The 26,940-nt window shown below is 64.5% G+C and carries 29 protein-coding genes; 14 read left to right on the top strand and 15 right to left on the bottom strand.

Going from position 1 to position 26,940, the window contains the following annotated elements:
- Window positions 1–14 precede the first annotated feature (14 nt).
- Window positions 15–635, top strand: coding sequence for a TetR/AcrR family transcriptional regulator (locus QRN52_RS17055; RefSeq protein ID WP_284754508.1), 621 nt, complete (start codon window positions 15–17; stop codon window positions 633–635).
- A gap of 55 nt (window positions 636–690) precedes the next feature.
- On the opposite strand, the gene QRN52_RS17050 is transcribed toward QRN52_RS17055, so the two are convergent.
- From QRN52_RS17050 to QRN52_RS17040, 3 genes are read right to left on the bottom strand one after another with little or no spacing between them, the layout of a single operon-like run.
- A complete protein-coding gene (locus QRN52_RS17050; protein WP_284754472.1) occupies window positions 691–1,002 on the bottom strand; it encodes an AzlD domain-containing protein in 312 nt (103 codons plus the stop codon).
- Window positions 999–1,751, bottom strand: a complete 753-nt coding sequence (locus tag QRN52_RS17045) for an AzlC family ABC transporter permease (RefSeq protein ID WP_284754471.1) — start codon at window positions 1,749–1,751, stop codon at window positions 999–1,001. The genes QRN52_RS17050 and QRN52_RS17045 overlap by 4 nt, the downstream gene beginning before the upstream one ends.
- A complete protein-coding gene (locus QRN52_RS17040) occupies window positions 1,748–2,242 on the bottom strand; it encodes a DoxX family protein (protein WP_284754470.1) in 495 nt (164 codons plus the stop codon). The genes QRN52_RS17045 and QRN52_RS17040 overlap by 4 nt, the downstream gene beginning before the upstream one ends.
- A 185-nt stretch (window positions 2,243–2,427) precedes the next feature.
- On the opposite strand from QRN52_RS17040, the gene QRN52_RS17035 reads away from it, so the two are divergent.
- On the top strand, window positions 2,428–3,165 hold the full coding sequence (locus QRN52_RS17035; protein ID WP_284754469.1) for a fumarylacetoacetate hydrolase family protein: 738 nt from the start codon (window positions 2,428–2,430) through the stop codon (window positions 3,163–3,165).
- Between the two features lie 62 nt (window positions 3,166–3,227).
- Here QRN52_RS17035 and QRN52_RS17030 read toward each other — a convergent pair whose 3' ends face one another.
- Window positions 3,228–4,127 carry a glycerophosphodiester phosphodiesterase gene (locus QRN52_RS17030; RefSeq protein WP_284754468.1) on the bottom strand — a complete coding sequence of 300 codons (900 nt, stop codon included), beginning with the start codon at window positions 4,125–4,127 and terminating at the stop codon, window positions 3,228–3,230.
- 50 nt (window positions 4,128–4,177) lie between these two features.
- Between QRN52_RS17030 and QRN52_RS17025 the strand changes: the two genes are divergently transcribed.
- Complete coding sequence (locus tag QRN52_RS17025; protein WP_284754467.1) at window positions 4,178–5,539, top strand: DUF445 domain-containing protein; 1,362 nt, start codon at window positions 4,178–4,180, stop codon at window positions 5,537–5,539.
- Window positions 5,540–5,561: 22 nt separating this feature from the next.
- Here the strand turns inward: QRN52_RS17025 and QRN52_RS17020 are convergent, their stop codons facing one another.
- The 4 genes from QRN52_RS17020 to QRN52_RS17005 are packed head-to-tail and all read right to left on the bottom strand — an operon-like array spanning window position 5,562 to window position 8,760.
- The gene (locus tag QRN52_RS17020; protein ID WP_284754466.1) at window positions 5,562–6,527 is read right to left on the bottom strand and encodes a 5-oxoprolinase subunit C family protein; all 966 of its coding nucleotides are present in this window, start codon (window positions 6,525–6,527) and stop codon (window positions 5,562–5,564) included.
- Window positions 6,527–7,240 (bottom strand): 5-oxoprolinase subunit PxpB, encoded by a 714-nt coding sequence (gene pxpB, locus QRN52_RS17015; RefSeq protein WP_350225160.1) that lies wholly within the window; start codon window positions 7,238–7,240, stop codon window positions 6,527–6,529. The genes QRN52_RS17020 and pxpB overlap by 1 nt, the downstream gene beginning before the upstream one ends.
- A complete protein-coding gene (locus tag QRN52_RS17010) occupies window positions 7,224–7,973 on the bottom strand; it encodes a LamB/YcsF family protein (protein ID WP_284754464.1) in 750 nt (249 codons plus the stop codon). Before QRN52_RS17010 ends, pxpB begins: the two co-directional genes overlap by 17 nt.
- Complete coding sequence (locus tag QRN52_RS17005; protein WP_284754462.1) at window positions 7,957–8,760, bottom strand: hypothetical protein; 804 nt, start codon at window positions 8,758–8,760, stop codon at window positions 7,957–7,959. The genes QRN52_RS17010 and QRN52_RS17005 overlap by 17 nt, the downstream gene beginning before the upstream one ends.
- A gap of 133 nt (window positions 8,761–8,893) precedes the next feature.
- Here QRN52_RS17005 and QRN52_RS17000 point away from each other — a divergent pair, with 133 nt between their 5' ends.
- The 5 genes from QRN52_RS17000 to QRN52_RS16980 all read left to right on the top strand — a co-directional run bounded on the left by QRN52_RS17000 (window position 8,894) and on the right by QRN52_RS16980 (window position 12,870).
- Window positions 8,894–9,040 carry a hypothetical protein gene (locus QRN52_RS17000; RefSeq protein WP_234754026.1) on the top strand — a complete coding sequence of 49 codons (147 nt, stop codon included), beginning with the start codon at window positions 8,894–8,896 and terminating at the stop codon, window positions 9,038–9,040.
- A 33-nt stretch (window positions 9,041–9,073) separates the two neighbouring features.
- Entirely contained in the window at window positions 9,074–9,787 is a 714-nt protein-coding gene (locus QRN52_RS16995) for a DNA alkylation repair protein (RefSeq protein ID WP_284754460.1), read from the top strand.
- 37 nt (window positions 9,788–9,824) lie between these two features.
- Window positions 9,825–11,099, top strand: a complete 1,275-nt coding sequence (locus QRN52_RS16990) for a macrolide family glycosyltransferase (protein ID WP_284754458.1) — start codon at window positions 9,825–9,827, stop codon at window positions 11,097–11,099.
- 89 nt (window positions 11,100–11,188) lie between these two features.
- Window positions 11,189–12,430: a UPF0158 family protein gene (locus QRN52_RS16985; RefSeq protein WP_284754457.1), complete on the top strand. Its 1,242-nt coding sequence runs from the start codon at window positions 11,189–11,191 to the stop codon at window positions 12,428–12,430.
- Between the two features lie 29 nt (window positions 12,431–12,459).
- Complete coding sequence (locus QRN52_RS16980) at window positions 12,460–12,870, top strand: DUF6855 family protein (protein WP_284754456.1); 411 nt, start codon at window positions 12,460–12,462, stop codon at window positions 12,868–12,870.
- Window positions 12,871–12,878: 8 nt separating this feature from the next.
- Here the strand turns inward: QRN52_RS16980 and QRN52_RS16975 are convergent, their stop codons facing one another.
- Complete coding sequence (locus QRN52_RS16975; protein WP_284754455.1) at window positions 12,879–13,412, bottom strand: MarR family transcriptional regulator; 534 nt, start codon at window positions 13,410–13,412, stop codon at window positions 12,879–12,881.
- Window positions 13,413–13,519: 107 nt separating this feature from the next.
- Here QRN52_RS16975 and QRN52_RS16970 point away from each other — a divergent pair, with 107 nt between their 5' ends.
- Entirely contained in the window at window positions 13,520–14,743 is a 1,224-nt protein-coding gene (locus tag QRN52_RS16970) for an FAD-dependent oxidoreductase (RefSeq protein WP_284754454.1), read from the top strand.
- A gap of 39 nt (window positions 14,744–14,782) precedes the next feature.
- On the opposite strand, the gene QRN52_RS16965 is transcribed toward QRN52_RS16970, so the two are convergent.
- From QRN52_RS16965 to QRN52_RS16945, 5 genes are all read right to left on the bottom strand, one after another.
- A complete protein-coding gene (locus QRN52_RS16965; protein ID WP_284754453.1) occupies window positions 14,783–15,556 on the bottom strand; it encodes a hypothetical protein in 774 nt (257 codons plus the stop codon).
- Between the two features lie 205 nt (window positions 15,557–15,761).
- Entirely contained in the window at window positions 15,762–18,143 is a 2,382-nt protein-coding gene (locus QRN52_RS16960) for a glycoside hydrolase family 65 protein (protein WP_284754452.1), read from the bottom strand.
- A gap of 40 nt (window positions 18,144–18,183) precedes the next feature.
- Window positions 18,184–18,921, bottom strand: coding sequence for an HAD family hydrolase (locus QRN52_RS16955; RefSeq protein ID WP_284754451.1), 738 nt, complete (start codon window positions 18,919–18,921; stop codon window positions 18,184–18,186).
- A gap of 16 nt (window positions 18,922–18,937) precedes the next feature.
- Entirely contained in the window at window positions 18,938–19,948 is a 1,011-nt protein-coding gene (locus QRN52_RS16950) for a LacI family DNA-binding transcriptional regulator (RefSeq protein ID WP_284754450.1), read from the bottom strand.
- Between the two features lie 154 nt (window positions 19,949–20,102).
- A complete protein-coding gene (locus QRN52_RS16945; protein ID WP_284754449.1) occupies window positions 20,103–20,720 on the bottom strand; it encodes an alpha/beta hydrolase in 618 nt (205 codons plus the stop codon).
- A gap of 78 nt (window positions 20,721–20,798) precedes the next feature.
- On the opposite strand from QRN52_RS16945, the gene QRN52_RS16940 reads away from it, so the two are divergent.
- Window positions 20,799–21,230, top strand: coding sequence for an SRPBCC domain-containing protein (locus QRN52_RS16940; protein WP_284754448.1), 432 nt, complete (start codon window positions 20,799–20,801; stop codon window positions 21,228–21,230).
- A 9-nt stretch (window positions 21,231–21,239) separates the two neighbouring features.
- Here the strand turns inward: QRN52_RS16940 and QRN52_RS16935 are convergent, their stop codons facing one another.
- On the bottom strand, window positions 21,240–21,977 hold the full coding sequence (locus QRN52_RS16935) for a GAF and ANTAR domain-containing protein (protein WP_284754446.1): 738 nt from the start codon (window positions 21,975–21,977) through the stop codon (window positions 21,240–21,242).
- Between the two features lie 714 nt (window positions 21,978–22,691).
- Here QRN52_RS16935 and QRN52_RS16930 point away from each other — a divergent pair.
- The 4 genes from QRN52_RS16930 to QRN52_RS16915 all read left to right on the top strand — a co-directional run bounded on the left by QRN52_RS16930 (window position 22,692) and on the right by QRN52_RS16915 (window position 26,925).
- A complete protein-coding gene (locus tag QRN52_RS16930; RefSeq protein WP_284754444.1) occupies window positions 22,692–22,883 on the top strand; it encodes a hypothetical protein in 192 nt (63 codons plus the stop codon).
- Window positions 22,884–23,069: 186 nt separating this feature from the next.
- Window positions 23,070–23,882, top strand: coding sequence for a DeoR/GlpR family DNA-binding transcription regulator (locus QRN52_RS16925; RefSeq protein WP_284754506.1), 813 nt, complete (start codon window positions 23,070–23,072; stop codon window positions 23,880–23,882).
- Window positions 23,879–24,886, top strand: a complete 1,008-nt coding sequence (locus QRN52_RS16920; protein ID WP_284754443.1) for a 1-phosphofructokinase family hexose kinase — start codon at window positions 23,879–23,881, stop codon at window positions 24,884–24,886. The genes QRN52_RS16925 and QRN52_RS16920 overlap by 4 nt, the downstream gene beginning before the upstream one ends.
- A gap of 2 nt (window positions 24,887–24,888) precedes the next feature.
- Window positions 24,889–26,925, top strand: a complete 2,037-nt coding sequence (locus QRN52_RS16915; RefSeq protein ID WP_284754441.1) for a PTS fructose transporter subunit IIABC — start codon at window positions 24,889–24,891, stop codon at window positions 26,923–26,925.
- The last annotated feature ends 15 nt before the right edge of the window (window positions 26,926–26,940 follow it).

Below are 26,940 nucleotides of genomic sequence, written 5' to 3'. Positions count from 1 at the left end.
CTACTGTGAGCATCATGGACCGGCCCTTGGAACGCAAGCCACTTAGAGCTGATGCTGCGCGCAATGTAGACAAGATCATCACGGCAGCGCGCCAGTGCTTCCGCGAACTGGGCCCGGAGGTTCCCCTCCAGACCATCGCCACCACCGCAGGTGTTGGCCCGGCTACTTTGTTCCGCAACTTCGCCGACAAGGAACAACTCGTCCTGGCCGCCCTGTCGCGGCAACTCAGGCTTCATGTGGACCCGGTCGTGGAAGATGCCCTCGCTGGCATGGATGCCGCCGTCGGGCTCATCAACGTGATCGACGCCGTGGTGCAGGTTGCCAGCGAAGATGCGAACCTGCTGGGCGCCGTCGCCGGCCGCCGCGGGCTCCTGGTGGGCATCACGGGCAGCTTGATCGATTCCATGGCTGAACTGCTTAGCCGCGGTCAGGGCCAGGGTTCGTTGCGTCGGGACATTTCCATTGAGGACATGGTGCGCCTCGTTGCCATGCTGATCGGCGCTGTGGACACCATGGAGCCGGGTTCCCGCGCCTGGGAACGGCCGGTTGCCTTGCTGGAGGATGCCATCCGCACCGAACGCCCGTCCCGCCCGCTGCCACAGCAGACCCCCATCCCCGGGATGACTTTTCAGTAACCAGCGCACGACGGCGTTGCGCGCCGCGGCGACGGGTCGAACCGCGCGCCGCGGTTCAGCGCCAGCCGAGCAGCCGCAGGCCGGCGGCCGCCGCTGATCCGACGATCACCACCACAAGGAACGGGGCACGGAGCCACAGCGCGATCGCCCCCGCAGCCAGCGCACCGAGCCGGGCATCGAAGGCGAGGGACTGTCCGGATGCCACCGCGTTGACGACGGTCAGGGACGCCAGCAGGCCGATGGTCATGGTGCCGGCCACGCGCATCATCCGGGGACTCCGCAGTAGCTTCGCCGGCACAAAATAGCCCGAAAGTTTCGTGAGGTACGCCAGTCCGCAGGCGATGAGGATCCAGGGCCAGAGGTTCATTCGGCGTTCCTTTCGCGGCTAGTAGCGTCAGCGCTTGAATGACCGTGCGGGTAGGGATCGACGTCGGGCTCCATGCCTTCGTCGCTGCGTCCGTGGCTGAACCAGCCGATGGCGCCAGCCACGACGGCGGCCACGAGGATGGGCACGCCGGGCGGCACGAAAGGGACGGCAACGATGGTCGCCAGGGCAGCTGCTGCCGCAATCGCCCAGGGCTCGCGGCCCTTGAGCCGCGGCCACAGCAGGCCCAGGAACGCCGCCACGGCGGCGCCGTCGAGCCCCCACTGTTTGGGGTCGCCCAAGGCATCGCCGGCCAAGGCGCCGACAGCCGTGAAGATGTTCCACAGCACGAAAATGCCGAGTCCGGCGGTCCAGAAGCCACGGCGCTGTTCGTCGGAATCGCTTTGTCCCGAGGCAGTGGCCGTGGATTCGTCGATGGTGATGTGGGCTTGCGGGTACTTGAGCCACCCGACGGGGCGCAGCAGCGCGTTCATCTGCATCCCGTAGATGCCATTGCGCAAGCCCAGCAGCGCGGCCGCCGTCATGGCCGCAATGCCGGAACCGCCGCCAGCCACGACGCCGATGAAGGCGAACTGTGAGCCGCCACTGAACATGAGCAGGCTGAACGCCATGGTCTGCCAGAAACTGAACCCGGAGGCCGAGGCCAATGCCCCGAACGAGATGCCGTAGAGGCCCGTTGCGATGCTGATGGAGACGCCCACCTTCACCGCCGGGGATTCGAGGAGTTTCATACGCCCCGTTTCGCTCCAGCCAAGCTCCATGCCCACAGGATCAAGGGAAGCTGCAAGGGCAGGCGCACGGTGTGAATCCGCCGCGAGGATGCGTTTCCGGCGGGAGAGTATGCACGGCGGAGCGCGTCCACGTGGCCGGCCAGGAATGCGGTGAACATCAGCGTGGTGCCGCGGGCCGCGGCCTTGCGCGTGCCGGGAACGAGGAGCCCGACGGCGGCAACCACCTCAAGGAGTCCGCTCACCGCGATCCATTCCTCCCGGGACATGACCGCCAAGGCGCCGTTCCGAGGCGCGCTTGGCTTGGCCTTGTCCTGGCCGACTTCGAGTTCGGCGTACCCGACCGCATCGTCATCGCGGCAGAGATAGTCCGGGACAACCGGAGCGAAGAACGTCGGTTGCTGGAAGTGCTTCCTGGCGCTCACGAGCAACAGTGCACTCATGGCCGCCGCGGAGATTGTCTGGGTTGTCCGGGCGGACCACGAAAAAGGCATGTATTCATGCAACCACAGCCCTGCCCGGCGCGGTAACCGGAGGGGTAGCCGGGCAGGGCGCACGCAATTCTTCATTGTTCAGAATGCTGTACTTAGTTCAGCATGATGTATGTTCTTCTTGAGACTGTGCCTGGCACCGTCCATCGCCCCCGTCCACTGCCCCAAGAAATTCAACGAGGAGTTCCATGCGCATCGCCCGACTACAGACGCCTTCCGGCCCGAAGCACGCAGTCCTGCGCAGCGGAAGCTGGGACCACATCGAGGATCCCTTTGCCGAGGTCCTTTCCTTCACCGGAGAATCCAGTTCCGCAGACGACGCCGCATTCCTCGCCCCGGTCCGGCCTTCCGTGGTGCTCGGAATCGGGCACAACCTGGGCAACAACAACCACGTGCTGCCTATCCAGGCCTGGCACAAGTCGGTCCACAGCATCGCCGGCCCTGGTGACGACATCGTGGCCGTGCGCAACGCAGGCACTGTGAACGTGGAAGGCGAGTTGGCCGCCGTCATCGGAAAGCGGGCGGAGAACCTCACCGCCGAGAACGCCTTGAGCCACGTCCTGGGCTACACCGTGGTCAACGACGTCACCAATGTGGACCAAAACCAGATCGACGAAAAGCTTTTCCAGGGCAAGTCCGGCACCAACTACACGCCGCTGGGACCGTGGATCGAAACGGAGATCGAGGATCCGGACAACGTCAGCACCGAAGTAGCAGTCAACGGCCAGGTCAAGGCCCGGTCCGGTTCCTTCAACCTGCCATCCTCGATCGCGGATTGCCTTGTCTACGTCACCGAGTGGCTGACCCTGGAGCCGGGAGACATCATCATGACGGGAGCTCCCAATACCTTCGTTGCTGTCCGGCCTGGCGACCGGGTGGACATCACGCTGGGCGGCATCGGAACCCTCAGCAACACGGTCATCTGACTCGCAGTTGTTGTCCTTATCACGCCCTATAACGACAACAACTGCGACCCAGTTGGGCTCCCCTAAAGCTGGGCCAGGACCTGCGCCGGCTTGTTCGTGGTGATCTCGTGAATGCCAAGGCCTTGGCACAAGGCAACATCGTTCTCCGAGTCAACGGTCCACACCCGGAAGCGGCGGCCTGATTCCAACCAGCGCTGGACGGTGCGGGCGTGCTTGCGGACGTAGTCGATGCCCGGCCCGGCTAGTCCAACCTCACAGTCGTCCAGGATCCGTTCGCCCTCTTGCTGGGCTGCCTTCATCACGTTGGCTACGGCTCCCCCGGTGATGGCACCCAGGCCAAGTTCATCGCGGATTTCTTCCACGGTGACGTCGTCCACGAGTTGGCAAATGTGCTCCGCGGGAACGAACTGGAGCAGGTGCTTGACGGAATCCGGGCTGAAACTCATGAAGGAAACCTGGATGTTGTCCAGCATGGACGTCTCCGCGTTCCACCCTTCGCTGCCCAGAAGCTCAAGCACGCGGTCTTCAAGCTTGAGCTGGTACGGGCTAGGGTGCTTGAGCTCAATGGCTAGGCCGATTGCCCTGCCGGCACCGCGCAGGATGTCCAGCAACTCCGGGAGGGTCAGGAGCTGGTCCGACTTTGCGCCGTACTGGTCCGGAATCCGCGCGCCCTTCCAGGAGGAGAAATCCAGCTGCCGCAGCTCCTCGAGCGTCTTCTCGGCGACCGGACCGGTGCCGTCCGAGGTACGGTCCAAGTTCGCGTCGTGAAGCAGGACAACGTGCTGGTCCCGGGTCAGGTGGACATCGCACTCGACGCCGTCGGCGCCGTCGGCGATTGCCTTCAGGTATGCGGCACGCGTGTGCTCCGCAAAGGCGGCACTGGCTCCACGGTGGGCGTAGACCATGGGCCGCGTGTTCTGCTCCGTGCTTTGGTCTGGGCGACCGGGCTCGTCATTCGTCATGGGGACACGGTAGCCCACGCCCATGACAGCGACGGGGCTACGCTGGGCACATGCAGGTGAACTCTGAACAAATCCCGGTGACGGACAGCGATAGTGACCCGACGGCGGAAGCGACCCGGCACGCAGGTGCCCGGAACAGCTCCTCGGTTGCGGCCGGCGTCGGGCAACGAAACGGTGACGCCGAAAAGGCCGCTGCCCTGCGTCGGATGAAGTCGGTGGCGCTGGCGCTCCTGATTGTCATGGCGGTGGTTTTCACCGCCGCTTTCGCCCTGCAGAAACAGTATCCATGGCTGGAATACGTGCGGGCCGCTGCCGAAGGCGGGATGGTGGGAGCGCTGGCCGACTGGTTCGCCGTCACTGCCTTGTTCAAATACCCCATGGGCCTGAAGATCCCGCACACCGCCATCATTCCGCGGCGCAAGGACCAGATCGGCGCTTCGCTTGGGGAATTCGTGGAGACCAACTTCCTGTCCGAGCAGGTGGTCCAGGAGAAGCTCGCGAGCGTGGACATCGCCCGGAAAGCCGGCACGGGGCTCGCATCCCCCGGTGGCCCGGAGCGTATTGCAAAGGAAGGTTCAGCACTGATCCGCGGAGCGTTCACGGTCCTGAACGACGACGACGTCCAGGCAGTGATCGAGGGCATGGTCCGCAAGCACCTGCTCACTCCGCCGTGGGGGCCGCCTGTGGGCCGGATGGCCGAGCGGATCTTTGCCGAGGGCCACCACCACAAGCTCGTCGATCTGCTGGTTGACCGAGCGGCGGATTGGGTGGAAGCGAACCACTCCACGGTCAACCGGCTCGTGTCCGACCGTTCGCCCCTCTGGGTTCCGTCCTTCGTGGACGACATCGTGGGCGACAGGGTCTACAACGAAATCGCCAAGTTCGTCCGGGCTGTGCAACAGGATCCCGATCATCAAGTGCGCCAATCGATCGATACATACCTCGGTGATCTTGCCCAGGATCTTCAGCACGATCCTGCAATGATTGCCCGGGCCGAGGCAATCAAGACCCAGGTCCTCGGTGATCCCGAGGTCCGCGAACTTGCCTCCCGCACGTGGGGCACAATCAAGGACGCGCTGCTCACCGCCGTCGACGATCCCGACAGCGAACTGACACAGCGTTTCAAGAGCGCTGTCCGGGACTTCGGTTCGCGGCTTGTCAGCGATGACGAGCTGGCGGGCAAGGTCAATGCCTGGATCGGAGACGCTGCCGGCTACCTCGTCAAAACGTACCGCTCCGACATCGCGGGGGTCATCACGGACACCGTGGCGCGTTGGGATGCCGAGGAAACCTCGCAAAAGATCGAGCTCCAGGTCGGTAAGGACCTGCAGTACATCCGCATCAACGGCACCGTGGTGGGATCGTTGGCCGGGCTCGCGATCTTCACCGTTGCGCACTTGGTGTTCGGCTGACGCAGTCCAGTGGAGGGAACGTTCAGCCCAGGAAACGGATCCGTTGGCCGGGGCGGGCTTGGCCCAACAAGTCCAGGTCCGTGCGACGCACCACCGCGATGACGGGGTAGCCACCCGTCACGGGATGATCCGCCAGGAATACCGTCGGAAGGCCCGACGGCGGCACCTGCAGCGCGCCGAGCACCATGCCTTCGCTGGGCAGTTCCTCGAGCCGGGTCTGGGTGAGCGGGCGGCCCACCAACCGGGCACCGATCCTGTTGGAATCGGGCGACAGGGTCCATTCCTGGCTGATAAGGCGGCGCCAGGAATCCTCGTCGAACCAGTCTGCACGGGGGCCACGGTCCACTCGGGCTGTGATTGCGCGGCCAGGATCAGGAGCGCGGCGGATAGCTGGGAGGACATGCGCGTTGTTGAGGATCCCAATGCCCGCACCGGCCCCAGATCCGACCCCATGCCCGGCCCCATGCCCGGGAACAGAATCCGTTCCCGGAACCGAGCCTTTTCCGGGAACCAGGCCGTTGCCCGCGGAAACACGCCCGGTTCCCAACTGCTCACCCGATTTCAACGGCGCGGGACCCTCACCGGAGAGCATGTCCGTGCTGCTTGAACCGAGGAGCTTGGGCGCATCGACGCCGCCCTGCACCGCCAGGTAGTACCGGAGTCCGAACAGCGGAGCACCGAAGTCGAGCACCGCGCCCGGAGCCACCCGTACGGCTTGGTTGAGCGGAATCTCGGCACCATTGAGTGTCACGATGCCCTCGGCGCCCGCCACCGCGACGGTCGACGCCGTGACGAATCGCAGGCGAAGCCCGCCCAGCAATATTTCCAGCCCGGCCACCCCGGCGGGGTTGCCCACGAGCAAATTGGCAAGCCGGAGTGATTGCCGGTCCAGGGCGCCGGAAGGACTGAGCCCCAAGGAAGCCCAGCCCTGCCTGCCAAGATCCTCCACCAAGGTGAGTGCGCCGGGGTTCACCACTACAATCCCCATCAGGCCTCCACGAACCGGACCAGGTCACCCGGCCGGATCAGCGCGGGTTCGGCTTTTGACGCGTCCCACAGTGCCGCCGTCGTGGTTCCGATCAATTGCCAACCCCCTGGTGAGGATCGCGGGTAGACGCCGCTGAACTCGCCTGCGAGGCCAACTGAACCAGCCGGCACGGCCGTGCGTGGGGTGTTCCGACGCGGAACGCGGAGCCGCTCATGGGTCGTGACCAGATACACGAAGCCGGGCGCAAAGCCGGAAAACGCGGCAGTCCACTCCGAGCTCGTGTGAAGCTTGACCAATTCGGTCTCGGTCATGCCGAGGAACTGTGCCGTTTCGGCAAGGTCGGGGCCACCGTAGGAGACCTCGATAATCACTTCGCGGCCCGAACTGGCAACGTCGAATGCCGGCTCCGCGGACTCCAGCCAGTGGCGGACCTCGGAGGGACTGATCGTCTCGGGATCGAAGGTGACAAGGACGGTTCGGGCGGCGGGCACGACGTCGATGATCCCGTCGGGCACTGAAACACCCGCCGAAGCGCCGGCCCCGATCAGCCCGCGGTAGTACGCGACGACGGCAGTAAGTTCGGGCAGTTCCACCAAGAATGCGCTGTCGCCGCACGGCAAAAGGATCCGGATGCCCGCGTCGCGCGGAGCCGGTCCGCCCGCGCCGGGAAAACCCGCGCCGCCCGAACCACGAACCTCAGGCGAAGGATTCAATCTCCACACCAGCTTCCTCAAGGCCAGCGCGCACCGCCGCAGCCAGCTCAACAGCACCCGGGGTGTCGCCATGGATGCACAAGGAGTCGGGCTTCACCCGCACCACCGTGCCGTCCACGGCCAGTACCTCGCCCCGCACGGCAAAGCGCACGGCCCGCTCGACTACCGCGGCGGCGTCGTGCACCACCGCACCCTCCTGCGAGCGCGGAACCAACGTGCCGTCCGGCATGTAGCCGCGGTCCACGAAAGCCTCCCGGAATACCGGGTGTCCGGATTCTTCGGCGAGGCGCAGCAGCGCCGAGCCCGGCAGGCCAAGGACAGGTAGCCCGGGATCGTAGGCGTGAATGGCGGCCACCACGGCTTCGGCCTGCTCCACGTCGTGGACGATCCTGTTATACAGGGCACCGTGGGGTTTGACGTAGTCCACGGAGGCGCCCACTGCATGGGCCATGCCATCCAGGGCACCGAGCTGGTAGAGGACGTCGCCGAAGAGCTCATCGAAGGACATGTCCATCGATCGGCGCCCGAAGCCGTGCAGGTCCCGGTAGCCCACGTGGGCGCCCACCCGGACGTCGAGCTCGAAGGCGGCACGGCAGCTGTCCAGCATGGTCACCGGATCCCCGGCGTGGAAGCCGCACGCGACGTTTGCGCTGCTGACAATCCGGAACATTGAAGCGTCGTTCCCCATGGTCCAGGAGCCGAACGACTCCCCCGAATCAGCGTTGAGATCCACTATTTCCGCCTTCCAGCGCGTTCTGGTGGGCGGCTGGGAGCAGCTCGCCCGGGATGGTGTCCGGCATAGGACCGAATGCTTCTCTTGCCGAGGCCGCTACGGCACGTCCCATAACTCGGTTTCCGACTCCGCCCACCACGGCCCCCACGCCGAAAGGCAGGGCACGGCCGAGGAACGCGGCGCCTTGGCGCTTGACGAGCCGCTTGAGGAAGGCTCGCTGGATGGCATCGCGAATGACCCCGAATCCTCCGCCGGGCAGCTTTTTGGTGAGGGTCTTGCCCCAGGCCTGCGTGATTCCTTTGCCTTTGCCGAGCGATTGTCCACTCAGCGCACCCAGCAGGGCGGTGCCTTCCTCGCCGAGCATGATGGCCATGACCATGGTTCGCGCACGGTCCGGATCGGTGAGGCGGATGCCGTGGAGTTCGGCCAGGGAAGCGGCGTAAAGTGCGGTTCCCTCCAGGAACCCGATGGTGGCAAGCGCGGATAGGCCCAGCGACGCTGCGGTGCCGATGCCGGGCACGACGGCGGTTGCCCCGACGGCGGCACCCCCGCCTGTGACTGCGGCGAGGTAGTCCCGCTCCAGTTTGGCGGCCAGCTGCGCCGCCGTGGCCTGGGGATGTTTGCGCTGCAGGCGGCGCAGGTTTGCCAAGACAAGGGGACGTTGGACCTCGACGGCCCGAAGCAGCACATTGTGGACACCGGGCTTGGCTTTGCCGCTGGCGTCGAACATGGCATTGTGGGCGGTTTCCTGCGCAATCTTTACTGCCGGGTTGGGTCGCTTCGCCATTCTTCACCTCTGCATTCGGCCGTTGGATTCGTGCGGTAGTTCCTTGGCCTAGCCTAGGCCACACACCCCCTCCCCGGCGTAGACTTGAGTGCGTTCACGGGAACAGTCCAACGAAGGACAGGAAGTATCCGGAATGGAAAAAGCAGCAGAGTCCAACGACGTCCGGCACCACAGTGACGCCCCTGCCGAAGGGGAAACGGAGGGCTGGGTGTCCCACGATACCGGCCTTCATAGCCAGGAACCTGCCGAAGGGCCGGATACCGACGACGCCCCCGCATAGTAGCGTTCAGCCTGCGAAATCGGGGGCCCGAAAGTGGCTTCGCACGGGGTGCTCGTCCCTCCGGGGGACACTCAACCGGGGCAATTGTTGGCGCGCGTCCTCGACGAACTGCGCGCTTTGGAGAAGCACGACGCCGCGAGCTTCCGCACCGTCCGACGCAGGGTTTCCGCGGAAATCGCCACGATGGACGCCGCCGTCGTCTTCAGTCTCGCCGAAGGGCTTGTACAGGCTGGCTTTGACTGGGAGGGCTGGGAGTTCATCAATGCCCATCGGGCGGCTTTCGCTGAACTCACGCCAGCCCGGCTTGAACACTTGGGAGAAGGCATCGCTACTTGGGGCCAGGCCGATGCCTTCGCCACCGTCTTGGTGGGATCCGCGTGGCGCGAAGGGCTCATCTCGGACGCCGATGTCGACCGCTGGGCTCGGAACCCGGACCATTGGTGGCGGCGCATAGCGCTTGTCTCCACTACCGTGCTCAACACGAGATCACGATGGGGAACCGGCGATACGCAACGGACGCTCGCCGTCGTCGGCATCTTGATCAATGATCGCGACGACAGCGTGGTCAAGGCAGTCAGCTGGGCGTTGCGGTCCTTGGTGCCGTGGGATCCGCGCGCGGTCCGGACCTTCCTTGAAACGCATGAGACTGAGCTTGCCGCCCGAGTGAAGCGCGAGGTGCGGACCAAGTTGGAGACCGGGCTGAAATCGCGCCGACGCAGCGTTCATGGCACCGAACTTTCCAAATGACGCCTCCACTGTTCCGTGACCGATTCGGAGTGGCGCCATGCACGTAGCCTTTATCTGTCTGCCCGCAGCGGGCCATGTGAACCCGACGTTGCCCGTGGTCGCAGAGCTGGTTCGCCGGGGCCACCGGGTCACGTATGCGACGTCGGCGAAGTACGCAAAGGCCGTTGAGTCTGCCGGTGCCGTGTTCTTTCCCAGTGGAGAGGATCTAGCGACCTTCCTGCCACGCGAGCGGTCGGCGGAGGGCGGCGCGGGAGGCGGCGCCGCGGCTAATGGCGGCCCGGCACCGTCACCGATGGCGGGGATGTTCGCCGGAATGGCGTCCGGAATGATGGCCGGATTGCTTGAGCGGATTCTCAAAGGCGCAAGGGAGGAATTCCCGGCGTTGCTGGCCCGGCTAACCGAGGACCCGCCGGACGGGCTGGCCTACGACACCATGACGCTCTCGGGGAAGATGGCTGCCGCGAAGCTGGCCTTGCCGGACATTGCGTTGCTTCCGAGCTATGCCACCAATGAACATTTCTCGATGCGGGATCTCATGCCCGGCCCGCCGCCGCCAGGCATGATCGAGGCCTGGAAACAGATCGGACAACGGATCCATGATTTCGCCGCCGAGCAGGGCGTGGGCCATCTGCAATTCATGGGAGGCCCACCCGCGTCGCTGAACATCTCCTTCATCCCGAGGGAATTCCAGCCCTCCGGCGAGACATTCGACGCCAGGTTCCACTTCGTGGGCCCCTGCCTTGGCTCCCGGGGCAACGAGGAGGCCTGGCAGCCCGGCGTGAAGGACAGGCCGCTGTTGTTCATCTCCCTTGGCACCTCCCCGTTGAATGACCGGCCGGATTTCTTCAGGATGTGCCTCGAAGGATTTGCGGGCACCCACTGGCAGGTTGCCATGGCAATCGGAGAGCGCGTCGAGGAGTCCGAGCTGGGAGACATCCCGGAGAACTTTGAGGTACGGCCCTTCTTTCCGCAGCTCGAAGTCCTACCGCACGCCGACGCTTTCCTCTCCCACACCGGGATGAACTCGACCATGGAGGCCCTCTATTTCGGAGTGCCGCTGGTAGCTTTCCCGCTGCAACCCGAACAGGGAGCCAATGCACGCCGGGTGGAAGACCTGGGACTCGGGCGGCGGCTCCCGTTGGAGGGGCTCTCACCCGAGTCGATCCGGCAAACCGTCCTTGAAGTCAGCGGCGACCAGGCGATCCGGGGCAACCTCGAGGCGATGAGCGCCCGGGTGCGATCAGCGGGCGGGGCACCCGCAGCGGCGGACGCCATCGAGGGGTTTCTGGCTCGCCGATCGAGTGCTGTGTAGGCGGGCGAGCTTGCTCCTGGATCGATCAGGTGCGCAGTAGCTTTAGCCATTGGCCGACTCCACGGCGCGGTTCGTGCCATCCTTGGGGCATGGCACGAACCTGGTTATCGGTGACGGTGGAACTGCTCGGTGGTCGTGGGGAGGAGCTGTGGCCGTGGCCCGGGCGCGTCTTCGCGGTCGGACCGTCGCATACCTTCATGGATCTCGCCAATGCCATCAATGATGCCTTCGCCCGGTGGGACCGCTCGCACCTGTCACTGTTTACCCTGGCCGATGGCCGGGTTATTACTGATGAAGAGACGGGAGCTGAGATGGCCGGATCGATCCGCGGCCCGATCATCGCGCCGATGGACATTGCTGCTCTCAAGGTCGTCCGGACGCTGGAGCCGGGGGCTGAGTTTCAGTTTACGTTTGACCTTGGTGACGCTTGGATACACCGGTGCGTGGTCGGGGAGGTGAAGGTGGACCCGCTGGAAGTGTTGGGTGTCCGCCTTGGGGTCCCCTTGCCGTACTGGGGTTGGGGCAGTATCCCGGACCAGTACGGGCGCCGGTGGGCTAGTGACGATGGGGAAAGTCGGGCGCCGGGGAAACCGAGCCAGCCGCACCCTATGTTGCTGCATGCCTGGCCCTTACAGGTGCAGGCGCCCCGGCTCGACCTGCCCGAACTGCGGGGAGCCATCGCCGCGGCAAATGCTGCTCGTTTCCTCGCAGTGGTGATGGGACACGATATCGATGACGTTCTGCAGCAGGTGGGGGCCGGGATACCAATGGCCCTGGAGCAGCGACGCCGGGAGGCCGAGTCGGTGGCACTGTCGGTCATCAACCGGCTGAGGTGGCGCGACGGCGCTGGTGACAAGCTATTGGCCGAGGACCTGCTGGCGTATCTGCGCAGTGTGCCGCCGACAGGCAGGGCCGTGCCTGTCGACCTCGACATGCTCAGTGTCGTGTTGGAAGGAGATCCCGGACTGTCAACCGGCGGTTACCTCGACCTGTCTACCGGGCAGGTGTACGACGACGCCGCCACCGACCCGATGATCGTCGGGGAGGACGCCGCCATCGATGTAGAGGAAGAACCGGAGCGTTGGCTTCGAATCGACCGCAGCGATTCCCGGGACGGCTGGCGCGACATGGCGGCCTTCGCGGAACGGCGGCACGATAAGGCCCTCCGGGAGCGTCTTGAGCACGCGATCGAGGGCAAAGGTGCCTTCGCCCGGTTCCGCGACATCGTCCACGGCGAGAACCTCAGCGAAGACTGGTACGCCTTCTCCACCGACCGCCAGATGGGCCGCTCCCGCGAGTTCCTCGCTGACAATGACATCCGCGTGGGCTGACGCGCCGCACGACTGGAAGGACACCGTACATGGCCGCTGGATCCAAGGAAGACCCCTGGAAGCTCACCACCCCGCCCGGCTCCTCCGACTACACGATGTACCGGGACGAAGCGGGTGACCCTCCCGCGATCGTTTGCCAAGTGGGTTCCACAACCCTCAAATACCATTTGAGCGCCATCGAGGATCTGCATGCGTGGCTACTCCAGCAGGGCGATTGGGTGCCGCTCGGCGCCGCCGACGAGAACAAACCGGCCGCCGAAGGCACCGTTGAGGCCTGGGGGCGCGACGACGGCAATCCGGTGGGCGGTTGGTACGGCCTGCGCAAGGGATACCGCGGCCGTTTCGGCATGTACATGCCGCCGCTCCTGGAAGCCCTTGGCCTCGCGGAACTCACCCACGAGAAACGAAACAACAGTATGCGGGGCATAGCGCCTAAGTAGCGAGCAGCTCAGGCGGGGTTCGACGACGGCGCGCGGCCGCCGTCGTCGTGCATGTCCCCGCCGGATGCAGCACCCAGCCGCCCCGCCGCGTCCTGCTGGATCCGCGCGGCTTTCGACGAATAGTCCGCGATGACCCGGAGTTCTTCGTCGCTGTAGCCCTCCAACAGGGTCGCAAGCCCGCCCATGAAGTCGATGAAATGGGGCATCGCGGCGCTAACTTGGTCCCCCACGAGCTCGATCAGGACCTTCCGTTTGTCCCCTTCGTGCCGGACCCTGCGGGCCACGCCCTTGCTCTCAAGCCGTTGCATCAATCCCGTGACCGAGGCCGGAGCGAGCCCGGAATGTTCGCCGAATTCCCCCGCCGTCATGGGCCCGAAGCGCAGCAGGATATCGATCGCTTTGCCCTCCGTCGCAGACAGTCCGCGCAGCTCGGACAGCTTGGTGTGGAACATGACGGCCGCCGTCGAAAGCTCCCGTCCCGAGGCAAAGACCGCCTCAAGCAAGTCTTGGCGCCGCGCACTGACGCCCGGTTGGATCTCCATCTTACGAGGCTAGCAAATTATTTCGCCTCACCGAAAGGATTGACGGCCTCCAGCGCGAGTCATATATTTCTTTCAACCGAACGAAATAAATTGCAAAGGACCCCGCCATGTTGAAATGCCTTGTCATCGGATCCGGGATCGCCGGACTCGCCACGGCCAACTCATTGCAAAAAGCCGGCCATCACGCCACCGTCTTCGAGGCCTACAGCGTGCCTTCGGACGGCGTCGGCGGCTTCCTCACCGTGGCCGTCAATGGCTTCGATGCCTTGGACACCCTCGAGCTCAAAGAAGCAGCCGCCAATCTGGGCTTCAGCACCCCGCAAATGTCCATGTATCTGGGCAGCAGCGGAAAACACCTCATCGACTTTGACTACGGCGGATCCCTCCCAGACGGCACCACCGCCCGCACGATGACGCGTTCCGAGTTGTATGGCATGTTCCGCGAGGCGGCCAGCCACCGCGGGATCCGTATCGAATACGGCAAGCAGCTCGCGACGGTGAAGGAAGCGCCCGACGGCGTCACGGCCGTTTTCGCGGACGGCACCTCCGCGGGTGGAGACCTGGTGGTGGGCGCCGACGGCCTCCACTCGGCCTTGCGCCCGCTGATCGACCCCTCATCCCCGGCTCCCCGCAATATCCCCCTGCTCAACACCGGCGGGATTGTCGACTCTGGGTTGGTCCCTGCCGGGCTGCCGGACGTCGAACCGGGACGCATGAAGATGGTCTTCGGCAAGCGCTGCTTCTATTGCTACATGCAGGATCCGGAGGGAAGGATCTGGTGGTTTGCCAACCCGCTGCAGCGGTCATCGGAGGATCCGGCCGCGCTGGACCACAGCGCCCGCAAGGCCTGGCTGACGCAGCTCGTGGCCGGGGACCGCACGCCCATGGCCACGATCATCACCGCCACTGACGGCATCATCCGGCCGTACACGACCTCCGATTTTCCGAGCATCCCCAGTTGGCATCGAGGGAACCTGGTGCTGGTGGGAGACGCTGCCCACGCCGCATCGCCGTCGTCCGGGCAAGGCGCCTCCATGGCGATCGAAGACGCCGTCGCGCTCGGGCGATCGCTTCGGGGCATCTCGCCCGCGGACATCCCCGGCGCCCTGTCCCGCTACGAGAAGGAACGCCGGAGCCGGGCGGAATCGGTGGTCGAATGGGGCCGCCGGAACGCCGCCCCGAAGATCCGCGGCCAATTCAAGCGAGTCTTCGAAGACCTTGTGCTGAAGGCCGTCTTCCGCTCACTCGCACGGAAGACGGCCGACAACTTCGACTGGGTCTATCGCCACCACATCGACTGGGATGCAGCGGAAACGGCCCGGGCGCGCTGAACTTCGCCCAAGCAAAGCGTCCCCTGCGCCATCCGGGAATCAGCCGTTGGGATAGGCCTGTGCGATCAGTTTCCCGCGGAGCACGGCGATCTGGGCGTACATGTCGTGCACCAGATAGAGATCACGACGTCGGGTCCACGGCTGTCCCGACTGCGGATCATAGGTGCCGGGCATGTCAATGCCTTGGGGAGCGAAAGCGTCCATCCCGCGGTCTTGGGTGGTCTGGACACAGCGCTTAATGTGGTCCCGGAATCCAACAATGCCGGCGATCCCCGAAGGCTGAGAGGCGCGCAGCTCCTTGACCTGGGCTGCAACACCGTCCGTGCTCAGATACACAATGGTGCCGTCCGCCGAAATGATCGGTTCAATCGAGGTCACCCCGCTCATGTGGTACTTGGACTCGAGGAACCTGGCGATTTCCCACTGGGCAAAGACGGGAACGTTGCGCCTCGCCCGCACCTTCGCAACCGTGTCGGCGAGTGCTTCGTTGACCGGGCCAGGCTCGTAGAGCACGCGGCTGGGATCCCCGCCTCCTGCCGGCCGTCGGTTGCCGAAACCATAGGCGATGATGAAATCAATGCTCTCGACCGGCTTGGTTGGCGGATGCCAGTTGAATCCGATGTCTTCAATGTGGGGCTCCACGACGGCGGCGGTGGCATGGTCGTCCAGTTCACCTTCCAAAGCGTCCAACATAGTGCGTGTCAGCTTGGCATCCTTTCCCTTCCCGGAAGAGTCCGCGAGGGCCGGAGTAGTGGTGAGCAGCGGTGCCGCCGCGGTCAGCAAGGCAGCGGAGGCGAATGTTCGTCGATCCATGGGAAGGGTCCTTTTCCAGAGAGGTCTCCGGAGACCGTATCGGCGTCCCATGAATCAAGAATGAACCGTTCCCGAATAACTTCGAAACCGCAGCTCCCCAACTGCCGTTTTGATGGTTCAAAACGGCAGTTGGGCCCACGCCGGCAGGGTTCCCTGGCCGAACTTGTGAGGCGAGGGGGCCGGTGGGGAGCAATCGATGGGCCAGTTAGATCCGCGCGCTTCCGATCACGGGGAGTCCCGCCGTCGGGAAGAGGCTCGGGAAGACCGACGGCGCGGGGACCGGCACTTCGTCGAGCGGCACAGTGACCGTCTCGACGCCGACGGCGACCCGCTCGCCGCGCACGCTGACCTCCAAAGGTTCGGCACCGGCGTCGGGCACTGAACCTGCATCCGCAACCAGCGCAAGGCTGATGGACCGCGGGCGCAATTCGACGGACAACAGCCGCCCGCGGATCTTGAGGCGGAAGGACAGGCTGTCCCACTCGGTCGGCAACCGCGGATCGAAGTGTGGGACCTGGCCTTGGTCCCGCATGCCCGCGAAACCGCAAACCAAGGAACTCCAGATGCCGCCGGTGGACGCGATGTGCACGCCGTCGACCGTGTTGTTGTGCGTGTTGTCCAGGTCGATGAACAAGGCCTCGGTGAAGTGCTTGAGCGCGACGTCGGAGTACCCCACCTCGGCCGCCATGATGCCCTGCACACAGGCGGACAATGTGGAGTCGCCAGTGGTGATGGGATCGTAGAAGTCGAACGCGCGTTGCTTTTCCTCGGCCGTGAAGTCCTGCCACTGCAGGAACATCGCCAGCACAGTGTCCGCTTGCTTGAGGACCTGGTGCCGGTAGATCACCAAGGGGTGGAAGTTAAGCAGCAGCGGGTACTTGGACTTGGGCGTGTTCCAGTCCCAGGGCTCCAGGGTCATGAAGTCGTTGTCCTGGCTGTAGATCTCCATGTCCGGATCGTAGGGAAGGGACATGCGCGCGGCGGCCTGTTGCCACACCATCCGCTCGGTTTCCGGGACGTCCGGGTGTTCCAGTGCCGCAGCCGCTCGGAGGTTGAAGCGAGCCATGACGTTGGTGTAGAGGTTGTCGTTGACCACGGCCGTGTATTCATCCGGGCCCGTGACGCCGTGGATGTGAAACAAGCCGTCCTTGCCGAAGAAGCCCAGCGAAGCCCACATGCGGGCCGTCTCGATCAACAGATCGGCTCCCACCTCGGCACGGAAGCCGGCGTCGCCGCTGGCCCACTGGTAGCGGTTTGCGGCGAAGGAGATGGCGGCGGCGATGTGGAACTGCGCGGTGCCGGCGGCGTAGTACGCGCTGGCCTCGAGTCCGTTGATGGTGCGCCACGGGAACAGCGCACCGTCAACGCTCAGTTCCTTGGCCCGGATCCGGGCGTCGGGAAGCATGGCATGGCGCGATTCCAGCACCTGGCGGGCGGCAGCCGGGTTGGTGTAGGTCAGGTACGGCAGCAGGTACACCTCCTGGTCCCAGAAGTAGTGGCCCTCATAGCCGGAGCCACTGACGCCCTTGGCCGGGATGCCCGCGACGCCGGCACGCGCGGTGGCTTGGGCAAGCTGGAACAGGCTCCATCGCACGGCCTGCTGCTGCTCGGGCTGGCCACCAATGGTGATATCCGCGGTGGACCAGTAATCACGATAGTGGGCAGCACCTTCGGCCAGGAGCGCGTCGAACGGCAGGAGTCCCAATTCGGCGTCGGACGCGAGGATCTCGCCGGGGTCCTCTGCGCTTGCATCGGCGCTGTTCACGACGTAGCTGACGCTCTTCTCCAAGCGGAAGGTCTCGCCCTCATTGACGGCCATGACGTAGCGAACCGTGGACTCGTCCTCCCCCACTACGGTTTCGAAGGGCTGGCCTTCGGCGGAAATCCAGTGATCCACGGCCATCCCGATGCGCTGGTGGGATTCGGCGGTTTCCCAAGCCATGCGCAGGGATCCATCGGAGCCCTGGAGGTGGAGCGGGCGCAGCACCCGGCCGGCGTGGCGGCCGGAGCGGCGTGGGTCGTGGGCCGAGTGGTCCTCCACCGGCTGGTCCTGCCGATTGATCACCAGGGACGTGACGTCGGCAGACACCTGGCGGTCTGCGACGAGGCTCAGCTCGATGCCGAGGGAACCCCTGGAATCGATGCCGACGACGCGGCGCTCCACCGTGGTGACGATGGCGCCAGAACGGCACTCCCAAGTGACCGCACATTCGTACACACCTGTGGCGAAGTCGATGCTGCGACGGTAATTCAGCACCGCGGACTCGGCGAGGCTCAGCTGTTCGCCGTCGATGACAACGTTGAAGTTGTTGGCGTCCGGAACATAGACGATCCTTTGTCCCGTGCGGGCGAAGCCATACGCGTTCTCGGCGTGCTTGATGTCCCACGTTTCGTGGAAACCGTTGATGAACGTGCCGGGAAGTTCGCTGTCCGCCCCCGCCCAGTGGGCGCCGCGGATGCCCAGGTGGCCGTTGCCGAGGCTGAAGAGGGTTTCGAGCGTACCGGCGTCACCGGGAACGTGGATGCTCTCCACGAGCTTCCACGGTTCGCAGGGGAAGCGCAGCCGGTCGGAGCTGATGAGTGCCATGGACTGTTGGGTTCCTTCTGTTTCTCGTGAAACGGCTTGGTTAGAGGAGATCGTCGAGGTCGTCGACCACGAACGTTGCGCCGGCGTCGAGCAGGGTCTGGTGGCCGGCGCCCCGGTCCACCCCGATCACCGCGCGGAAGTTCCCGGCGCTGCCGGCCTGCACGCCGGACACTGCGTCCTCGACGACGACGCAGCCCTCGGCGGGGACGTCCAGCAGCTCGGCGGCGTAGCGGAACGTGGCCGGATCCGGCTTGCCGGGGAGCCCGACGGCGGCCGCCACCTGGCCGTCGACCACCACCGGGAAGTAGCCATCCAGTCCGGCCGCCTTCAAGACGGCGGGCGCGTTGCGGGAGGAGGACACCACGGCGAGCTTGAGTCCCAGCTCCAATGCGGCATGGATGAAGCGGACGGAGCCTGCGTAGGGCTCGACGCCGCGCGAATCCACGATCTCGTTGAAGATCCGGTTCTTGCGGTTGCCCAGGCCCTGCACGCTGGTGTTGGCGGGATCGTCGTCGGTCGGCCCCTCCGGCAGCGTGATTCCACGGGAGGTGAGGAAATCCCGCACACCGTCGAAGCGCGGCTTGCCGTCGATGTGGTCGAAGTAGTCGCTCTCTTGGTATCCGTCCGGATGGCCGGTTTCGGCCAGGTAGCCGTCGAAGAGCTCCTGCCAAGCCTGCTCATGCACGACGGCGGTGGGCGTCAGCACGCCGTCGAGGTCGAAAAGGAGCGCGGCGGCGCCCGTCCAGGCAGACTTCTGGGTTGCGGGGGTGTTAGTCATGGTGTTGGGGGTCCGTTCAGCGCTGGCGGCGCGTGGTTTTGCGTTCAATGAGTTTCGTGTCAAGGAAATGGTTGGTGGGTTCATTGGGGGCGTCTGCATTCTGGAGCCGGTCAACCAGGAGGTTGGCCGCGAAGGCACCCTGGTCGGCAACTGGCTGCGCCACCGTGCTAAGGCCCATGAACCAGCTCATAGGGTGGTCGTCGATTCCAATCACGGAGACATTCTTTGGTGCGGACAGCCCATGCTCTCGCAAGGCCATCAGGGCCCCGAACGCAGCCTCATCACAGTGCGCGAAGACTGCGGTGGGAAGGCTTCTGTGGGCAATGAGTTCGTTCATGGCTACACGGCCGCCGTCGATCGTGGAATCCGAGTTGATGACCAAGTCCGGATGAACGGTCAGGTGATGGTCTTTCAATGCCCGGCTGAATCCCTTGAGCCTGTCGCTGGCCGTCAACACCGAGTTCTCGTGGGTTTCGCGCCCGGAAAGCACCGCCAGATCCCAATGGCCCAGCCCCAACAAGTGGGAGGTGGCCTGCCAAGCTGCGAGTTCGTCGTCGATCCCTACGTTGTCCCACGGCACGGAAGTCATCCCCACGCTCGCAACTGCGAGGCCGGACGCGGCCAGGAGGGCAACCTCGGATTCGCTCAAATCGACGTTGAGGAGCAGTACGCCGTCCACGCGTTGGGACAAGCCAAGGAGGTCACCGAAGATCTTCCGCTTGACGCTCGACTTGCCGCGCAGGCTGATCAGGACGGTGTCGAAACCGCTGTCTCCGAACACTTCCTCGGCCGCTTCGACGGCCTGGGCGAAGAACCAGGCAGTGGCGGTGGGGGCGATGATGGCGATGGAACCCGTACTTCCGCCGGCCAGCCGGGCTGCCGCGGAGGATGCCTTGTAGCCGAGCTTGGCGGCGGCGTCGGCCACTTTGGCTTGTGCTTTTTCGGACACGTTCGGCAGGTTCCGCAGGGCGCGTGAAACGGTGCAGATGGACAAGCCCGAGAGGACGGCAACGTCCTGGATTGTCACGCGGTGAGCCTTAACCATTCAACACGGCCTCAACCCTTTCATCTTCTGGATTTAGCGGCACATCCTTGCACCGCCGAAGAAGAGTGTAAGCGCTTACAATTTTGGCAATCAAGAGTTGTTTTCCGGCACCCCCGAATGTGACGAGGGCCTCACCTCAACGGAGGACGTAAAACCGCAGAAACGCGCTCACATCCGCCATTTCCCGGGCCTCGATCCGGTGCCCCATGCCCGGGTAGGTCCTCGCAGTGAGAGCCATATTCTTGTTGAGCCATTCCTCGGCGTGCTCAATGGCATCCTTGAAGATCACCGGATCGGCTTTGTCCCTCCCCCAGAAGAACGGCGGCGGGGCGTCGAAGGACTCGCTGAGCGCCAGAAGGTCGTTTTCCAGCACGAATCCAGAGAGGCCCACAGTCGCTTTGAAGCCTTCCGGGCGGAGCCGCAGAAGCGTGCTGGCCATCGCCATGCCCTGTGAATAGCCCAGGAGGCTCACGCTGCTGTGGTTGCGTTTGACCGAGTCAATCCAGGCGAACACCTTGTTGGTGGCGGTGATGACGTCCGCAAAGTCGTTGGCGAGGAAGTAGTCCAGGAGGAACCAGCCGTAGTGGTCGCCGATCGGCATAGGTCCACGGAGCGCGGCGCAGGTGAATTCTTTGGGGAGCTGGGGAAAGAGATTCACCATTCGCTGCTCATCCGTGCCGTATCCGTGCATCATCACGAGGAGCGGCGTCCCTGCACGCTCATTCTCCGGCTTGGACCAGACGACAGTTTCCATGGGAAGAGCCTATGCGCCCCGGGCGTAGACTCTGTTGCGCCGGCGGCCGTACGCCGACCCATGAAAAAGGAGACTGATATGGCGGGCAACCTCATTGCGAGTTCAAGCATCATGATCCATGCAAGCGCCGATCGGGTGTGGTCGGTTATCACCGATCCCCAGTCCATCAAGGAGTTCATGTTCGGGACCGAGGTTGTCACCGATTGGACGGTTGGCGGACCCATCGCTTGGCGCGGGGTCTGGAAAGGCAAAGACTATGAGGACAAAGGTGTCATCCTCGAGTTCGAGCCCGGGAAGCGGCTGGTAAACACGCATTTCAGTCCACTGTCAGGCCAAGCCGACGCCCCGGAAAACTATCACACCCTGACGTGGACATTGGAGCCTGAGGACGGGAAGACCAGGCTGACTTTGGCCCAGGACAACAACGCCAGCCCGGATGAAGCCGCGCATTCGAAGGGCATGTGGGACAGCCTCGTGGAAAGTGTCAAAAATATCTCGGAGCGCAGCTAGCGGAGTCGCTCAAGCCTCGAAGTGCGAGACCGGCGTTTCGTTCGTCAAGGACCGGAGAAGGGATTCCGCAACATCCCTCAGTTTCTGGTTCCTGCCGTTCGAGGCCTTGGTCAGAATCCCGAAGGCCTCCTCTTGGCTGCACCTGTTCTGGCCCATGATCACGCCAGTTGCCAGATCGATGGCGGTCCGGGAACGCATTGCCTGCTCGAGGTCCTCTGCACGTTGTTGCCTGGCGCCGATCCGAACCGCGAGCCGCAAAGCCTTTTCTGCTTGGCTCGCGAATTGCTCGCAGCTATGGATGGAGGCCTCGTCGAAGGCATCGCGTTGCGGGGCGAAAAGGTTGATCGCCGCCGTCGCACCCTCTTCCAGGGCCAAGGGGACGCAGAGCACGGCAAGGTGTCCACGTTCCGCGATGGTGGTGCAGTATTCAGGCCATCGTGCGTCCGCGGAAGTGTCCGAAACGAGCACGGAGTTCCCGGTTCTCATCGCTTCCAGGCACGGTCCATCTCCATAGGCTTGCTGTACTTCGTCAATGAGGCGCGCTTCGTGGCTGCTTCCGGCGACCGTCATCGATCGGCGTCTTCTGCTCAACGTAACCCCGCACAGGACGTCTTGGCCGCGCGCAGCGGATACCGACGAGGCCGTGAAAACCGCAAGGTCTTCGAGGAAGCCGCTGACGTCTTCACTGTCGATGACCAAATCCTGGAGTTGGCCCACCACCGAGGGGTTCAGGCCCATTTCGTCCATGGCTCAGTCTATGAGCAGCAGGGCGGAAATGGAGCGAAAAGAGCCTCCCAATACAACGTCCACCACTTGGACAAACGCTCCGCCGGTCTTGCGCACCGGGAATACAGAGTGCACAATTCTTCTACAGTCCGTGCAGAACTCCGGACAAGGCCGAGCCTTCGGCCCGTTTTCGCTCAAGCAGCCGGGCGCCCTGTCACTCAACGTGAAGGTGCTGCCTGATGAGCAAATGCCTGCTACCGGCGCGGAGCTAGTCGATGCCGGCCCGCTCCGAATCCGCGATCCCTCGCGAACCACATCAGCCCGGGACCGCTCCCCTTTGGTGCGCCGGTTGTGGAACAAACAAGCACCTGATTATCGAATCCATCCAGGCCCGGGCTCCAAGGATTTCCCAACAGCTTGCCGTGTTCTACACGTGCACTTCCTGCGGTTTTTCCTATAGCCACGCAGCCACCGTCCAGCAGGCGGGGGCCATCCTGAATCGTCGGGGGATTCAGGATGGCCTCCTGGAGTTCGGAAGCTACTATTTCCATTGCGGCGAACCCCTCCGTGATGTGAATACAGCACTGCGAAGTGCACCGCACATGGGCATGCCCCGATCGCGCAGTTCTCCCCCGGAAGTCCGCCTCCACACCAAGATCTTGAGATGCAGTTGTGGCTTCGAGTTGGAAATACCTGCTTAGCCAACGACTTGCAGCATTATCCGAAGGAAGCACCATGAAGCTCGAAAGTACGCAGCAGCGGCGACCCGAAGACGACTCGCGGCAAGGGCCCGATGAGCTGGGTCGGCAGAGGAACAAGCATCGGCAGGGAACGGATTCCATTTCCCAGTCCCGGGTACCTGACCCGCCGGATCCTGACAACCTCCCCATCGACTACCCCGGCCTGCCGGAGATGGAGTGGCCTTAGGACACCTTTCGTTCCGACGCTAGGTCCGCCGGCCCCACCCCCCAACCAAACCCAAACCAAGCCAATTTCTTTGTTTATGTTGTTTTCTGTTGACAGACCAACACGAACAAAGATAGAGTCAAGCAATTCCACATCATGTGATCACAGTCACTGATGTACCAAAAGCTTGTACGCAATGGAGGGTATGTGTTCGCCGAGGAGCGCCAACAGCTGATCTCCGAGCTCGTCGCCGAGCGTGGACGGGTCAGCGTAACGGACCTTGCAGATCGATTCAGCATCACTACGGAGACGGTCCGCCGTGACCTCGCCGCCCTCGAATCCGCCGGCAACCTTCGCCGCGTCCACGGTGGGGCAGTCCCCTCGGACCGCCTCAGCACCCGCGAGGAAAGTGTGGTTGAGCGTGCCATCCAGCGCCAACCGGAGAAGGTCCGCATCGCCGAGGCCGCCCTTGCCCTCATCCCGGAGAACGGAGCCGGCAGCATCCTGATCGATGCCGGCTCCACCACCGAGGCTCTCGCCCGCTTGCTCGACCAGCGCACCGCCCAGCGCATGGCGTCTTCCAACGGGAACACCCCGCGTGAAGAACTGGTGGTTATCACCCACGCCATCCCCATCGCCGGACGGCTCTCCGGCAACCCGCAGATCGCCCTCCAGATCCTGGGCGGCCGTGTCCGCGGTCTCACCCAGGCCGCCGTCGGCCAGTCCACGGTCGAGGCCGCTTCCCGGCTCCGCCCGGACATCGCCTTCGTCGGCGCAAACGGTATCCACGCCACGTTCGGGCTCAGCACCCCTGACCCCGAAGAAGCCGCCGTCAAGGCCGCCTTCGTCAAGTCCGCACGGCGCGTCGTCGTCCTCGCGGATTCCTCCAAGCTGGACGCGGAAACCCTGGTCCAGTTCGCTGCCCTAAAAGATGTGGACACCGTGATTACTGACCACGAACCCTCTGAAGAGCTCTCCGCCGCTTTGGCCGAGGCCGGCGTCGACGTGGTGATCGCATGATTGTCACCCTGACCGCCAACCCGAGCCTTGACCGCACGGTGGAGCTCCCGGCACCCTTGGCCCGCGGCGAGGTTCAACGCGCCATCGCCGTCCACCAGCACTCCGGCGGCAAGGGCGTCAATGTCTCCCGGGCGCTCGTCGCCTCGGGCCTGGACACCGTTGCTGTCCTGCCGGGCGGGGATTCCGATCCCGTCCTCGCTGGACTCCTCGACGACGGCGTCCCCTACGCAGCGCTTCCCATCAGCGCGCCGCTGCGCAGCAACGTGACGCTCACCGAACCGGACGGCGTCACCACCAAGATCAACGAACCCGGCCCGGAGTTGAGCCTGGACGAGCAGGAAGCCCTGATCGGGCTGCTGCTGGACCGCTCCCGTGGCGCGAGCTGGGTGGTACTCGCCGGATCGCTCCCACCAGGAGTACCGGCGGATTTCTACGCCACGGTCGCCCGTAGGCTCCGTTCACGGAACGACGATCCTGCAAACGGCGGTCCGCCGCTAATAGCGATTGACTCCTCCGGCGCCCCGCTGGTTGCCGCCATCAGTGGCGATTCACTCGGCAACATCAGCGGCAAGCCCGATCTCCTGAAGCCCAACGCGGAAGAACTGGCCGAACTGGCTGCCGCAGCCGGCCTCACAGACGTCCATACGGCTGACGAACTGGAAGCGGACCCCGGCCTTGCCGTCAGGGCCGCCGCCGCCGTCGTCGGCAGCGGTGTGGGTGCAGTACTCGCAACACTCGGTTCCAAGGGCGCCGTCCTGGTAACCGCCGACGGCGCGTGGCTCGCCACGCATCCGCCGATCCAAGCCGTCAGCACAGTCGGTGCCGGCGATTCATCCCTTGCTGGCTATCTGCTGGCCGCCACCAACGGCGGAACCTCGCAGGACTGCCTCCGTCAGGCTGTGGCCCATGGTGCCGCCGCTGCTTCGCTGCCGGGCTCCACTGTCCCGGCGGTCCACCAAACAACTCCCGACGCCGTAACCATCACGGCCCTTCAGAAGGACTAACAGTGACCCAGCTCATCACCCCCCAACTGGTCTCCCTTGACCAGAACCTCGGCGATTCTCCCGCCGATGTCATCCGCTTCCTGGCAGGCAAAGTTGCCGCGGCCGGTCGCGCCTCCGAGGTTGAAGGGCTCTTCGCGGACGCCTTCGCCCGCGAGCAGAAGACTGCCACGGGCGTACCCGGCGGCATCGCCATCCCGCACTGCCGCTCGATCGCAGTGACCGAGCCCGCCTTGGCGATGGCCCGGCTCTCGAACAAGGTGGACTTCGGTGCCAAGGATGGCCCCGCGGACATCATCTTCTTCATCGCTGCCCCGGAAGGAGCGGACCAGGAGCACCTGAAGTTGCTCTCCAAGCTGGCCCGTTCCCTCATCAAGAAGGACTTCACGGCGGCCCTGCGTGCGGCTGCCACCGAGCAGGACATCGTCGACTTGGTTGACGGCGCACTGGCAGACAAGCCGGCTGCGTATGCGGCAGGGTCGGTGGCACCCGAAGCCGAGGCCGCCCCGGCTTCGGCCCGTGCTTCTTCTGCCACGGCCCCGAAGCGCATCGTCGCCGTCACGGCGTGCCCCACCGGCATCGCCCACACCTACATGGCGGCCGATTCCCTCGTGGCTGCGGGCAAGGAAGCGGGCGTCGACCTGCAGGTTGAAACCCAGGGCTCGGGCGGATTTACCGCGTTGGACCCGGCTGTGATTGCCGCAGCTGACGCCGTGATCTTCGCGGTAGACGTCGATGTCCGCGGCAAGGAGCGATTCGCTGGCAAGCCCGTCATCAACGCGCCCGTGAAGCGCGGCATTGACGAACCGGCCAAGATGGTGCAAGAAGCCCTCGCCGCCGCTACCGACCCACATGCTCACCGCGTCCCGCATTTCGGCGCCGAAGAGAGCGCCGAAAAGGCGTCCGAAGCTGCCAGCGAGCACCTCGGCACCAAGGTCAAGAAGGTCCTCCTGACCGGCGTCAGCTACATGATCCCGTTTGTCGCCGGTGGCGGCCTGCTCATTGCCTTGGGCTTCTTGCTGGCGGGCTACGACATTGCTTTGGGAACCAAGGCCAATGACATCCTGGCCCACAACACCTTGCTCGATCTTCCAAACGGTAACCTCGCCTTGTACTTGGGTACCGTTGCCTTCAAGATCGGTGGATTGTCCCTTGGCTTCCTGGTCCCCGCCTTGGCAGGTTACATTGCGTTCGGCATCGCGGACCGGCCCGGCATTGCCCCGGGCTTCGTGGCCGGTGCTGTTGCCGGCTTCATGGGCGCAGGCTTCCTGGGCGGCCTGGTTGGTGGTTTGCTCGCCGGCCTCACGGCGCACTGGATTGGCACGTTCAGCGTTCCGCGCTGGTTGCGCGGGCTCATGCCGGTCGTGATCATCCCGCTGCTGGCTTCGATCGTCGCTTCCGGCTTGATGTTCCTGGTTCTCGGCGGTCCTATCGCATGGCTGACCCTGCAGCTCAACACGTGGTTGACCGGCATGACCGGCGCGTCCGCCGTCGTCCTCGGCATCATCCTCGGCCTCATGATGTGCTTCGACCTCGGCGGCCCCGTCAACAAGGTTGCCTACTCCTTCGCCGTGGCCGGCCTGGGTGCCGGTAGCCTGGCCAACCCTGCCCCGCTCCAGATCATGGCTGCCGTCATGGCCGCCGGGATGGTGCCGCCGCTCGCTATGGCATTGGCAACCGTGCTCAACAAGAAGGGCTTCAGCCTCGCCGAGCGCGAGAACGGCAAGGCAGCCTGGTTGCTGGGCGCGTCCTTCATCTCCGAAGGCGCCATCCCATTCGCTGCCGCTGACCCGTTCCGCGTCATCCCCGCGAGCATGGTGGGTGGAGCCGTGACCGGGGCGCTGTGCATGGCCTTCGGGGTCACCTCCCAGGCACCCCATGGTGGCATCTTCGTCTTCTTCGCTATCGGAAACCTGGCAATGTTCATCATCTCGATCGCAGTCGGCGTGGTCATCACCGCCCTGGTCCTGCTCGCACTCAAGCGTTGGGCAGTCCGGAAGCCGGTGGAGGCCGAGCAGGCTCCTGTTCCGGTCGCAGCCTGAACAACCCGCCAATAA

The organism is Arthrobacter sp. efr-133-R2A-120 (genome assembly GCF_030209835.1).
In the GTDB taxonomy this organism is placed as follows: Bacteria; Actinomycetota; Actinomycetes; order Actinomycetales; family Micrococcaceae; genus Arthrobacter.
The sequence above is the reverse complement of the archived record's forward strand: the minus strand, read 5'-3'. Positions and strand labels throughout refer to the sequence as shown.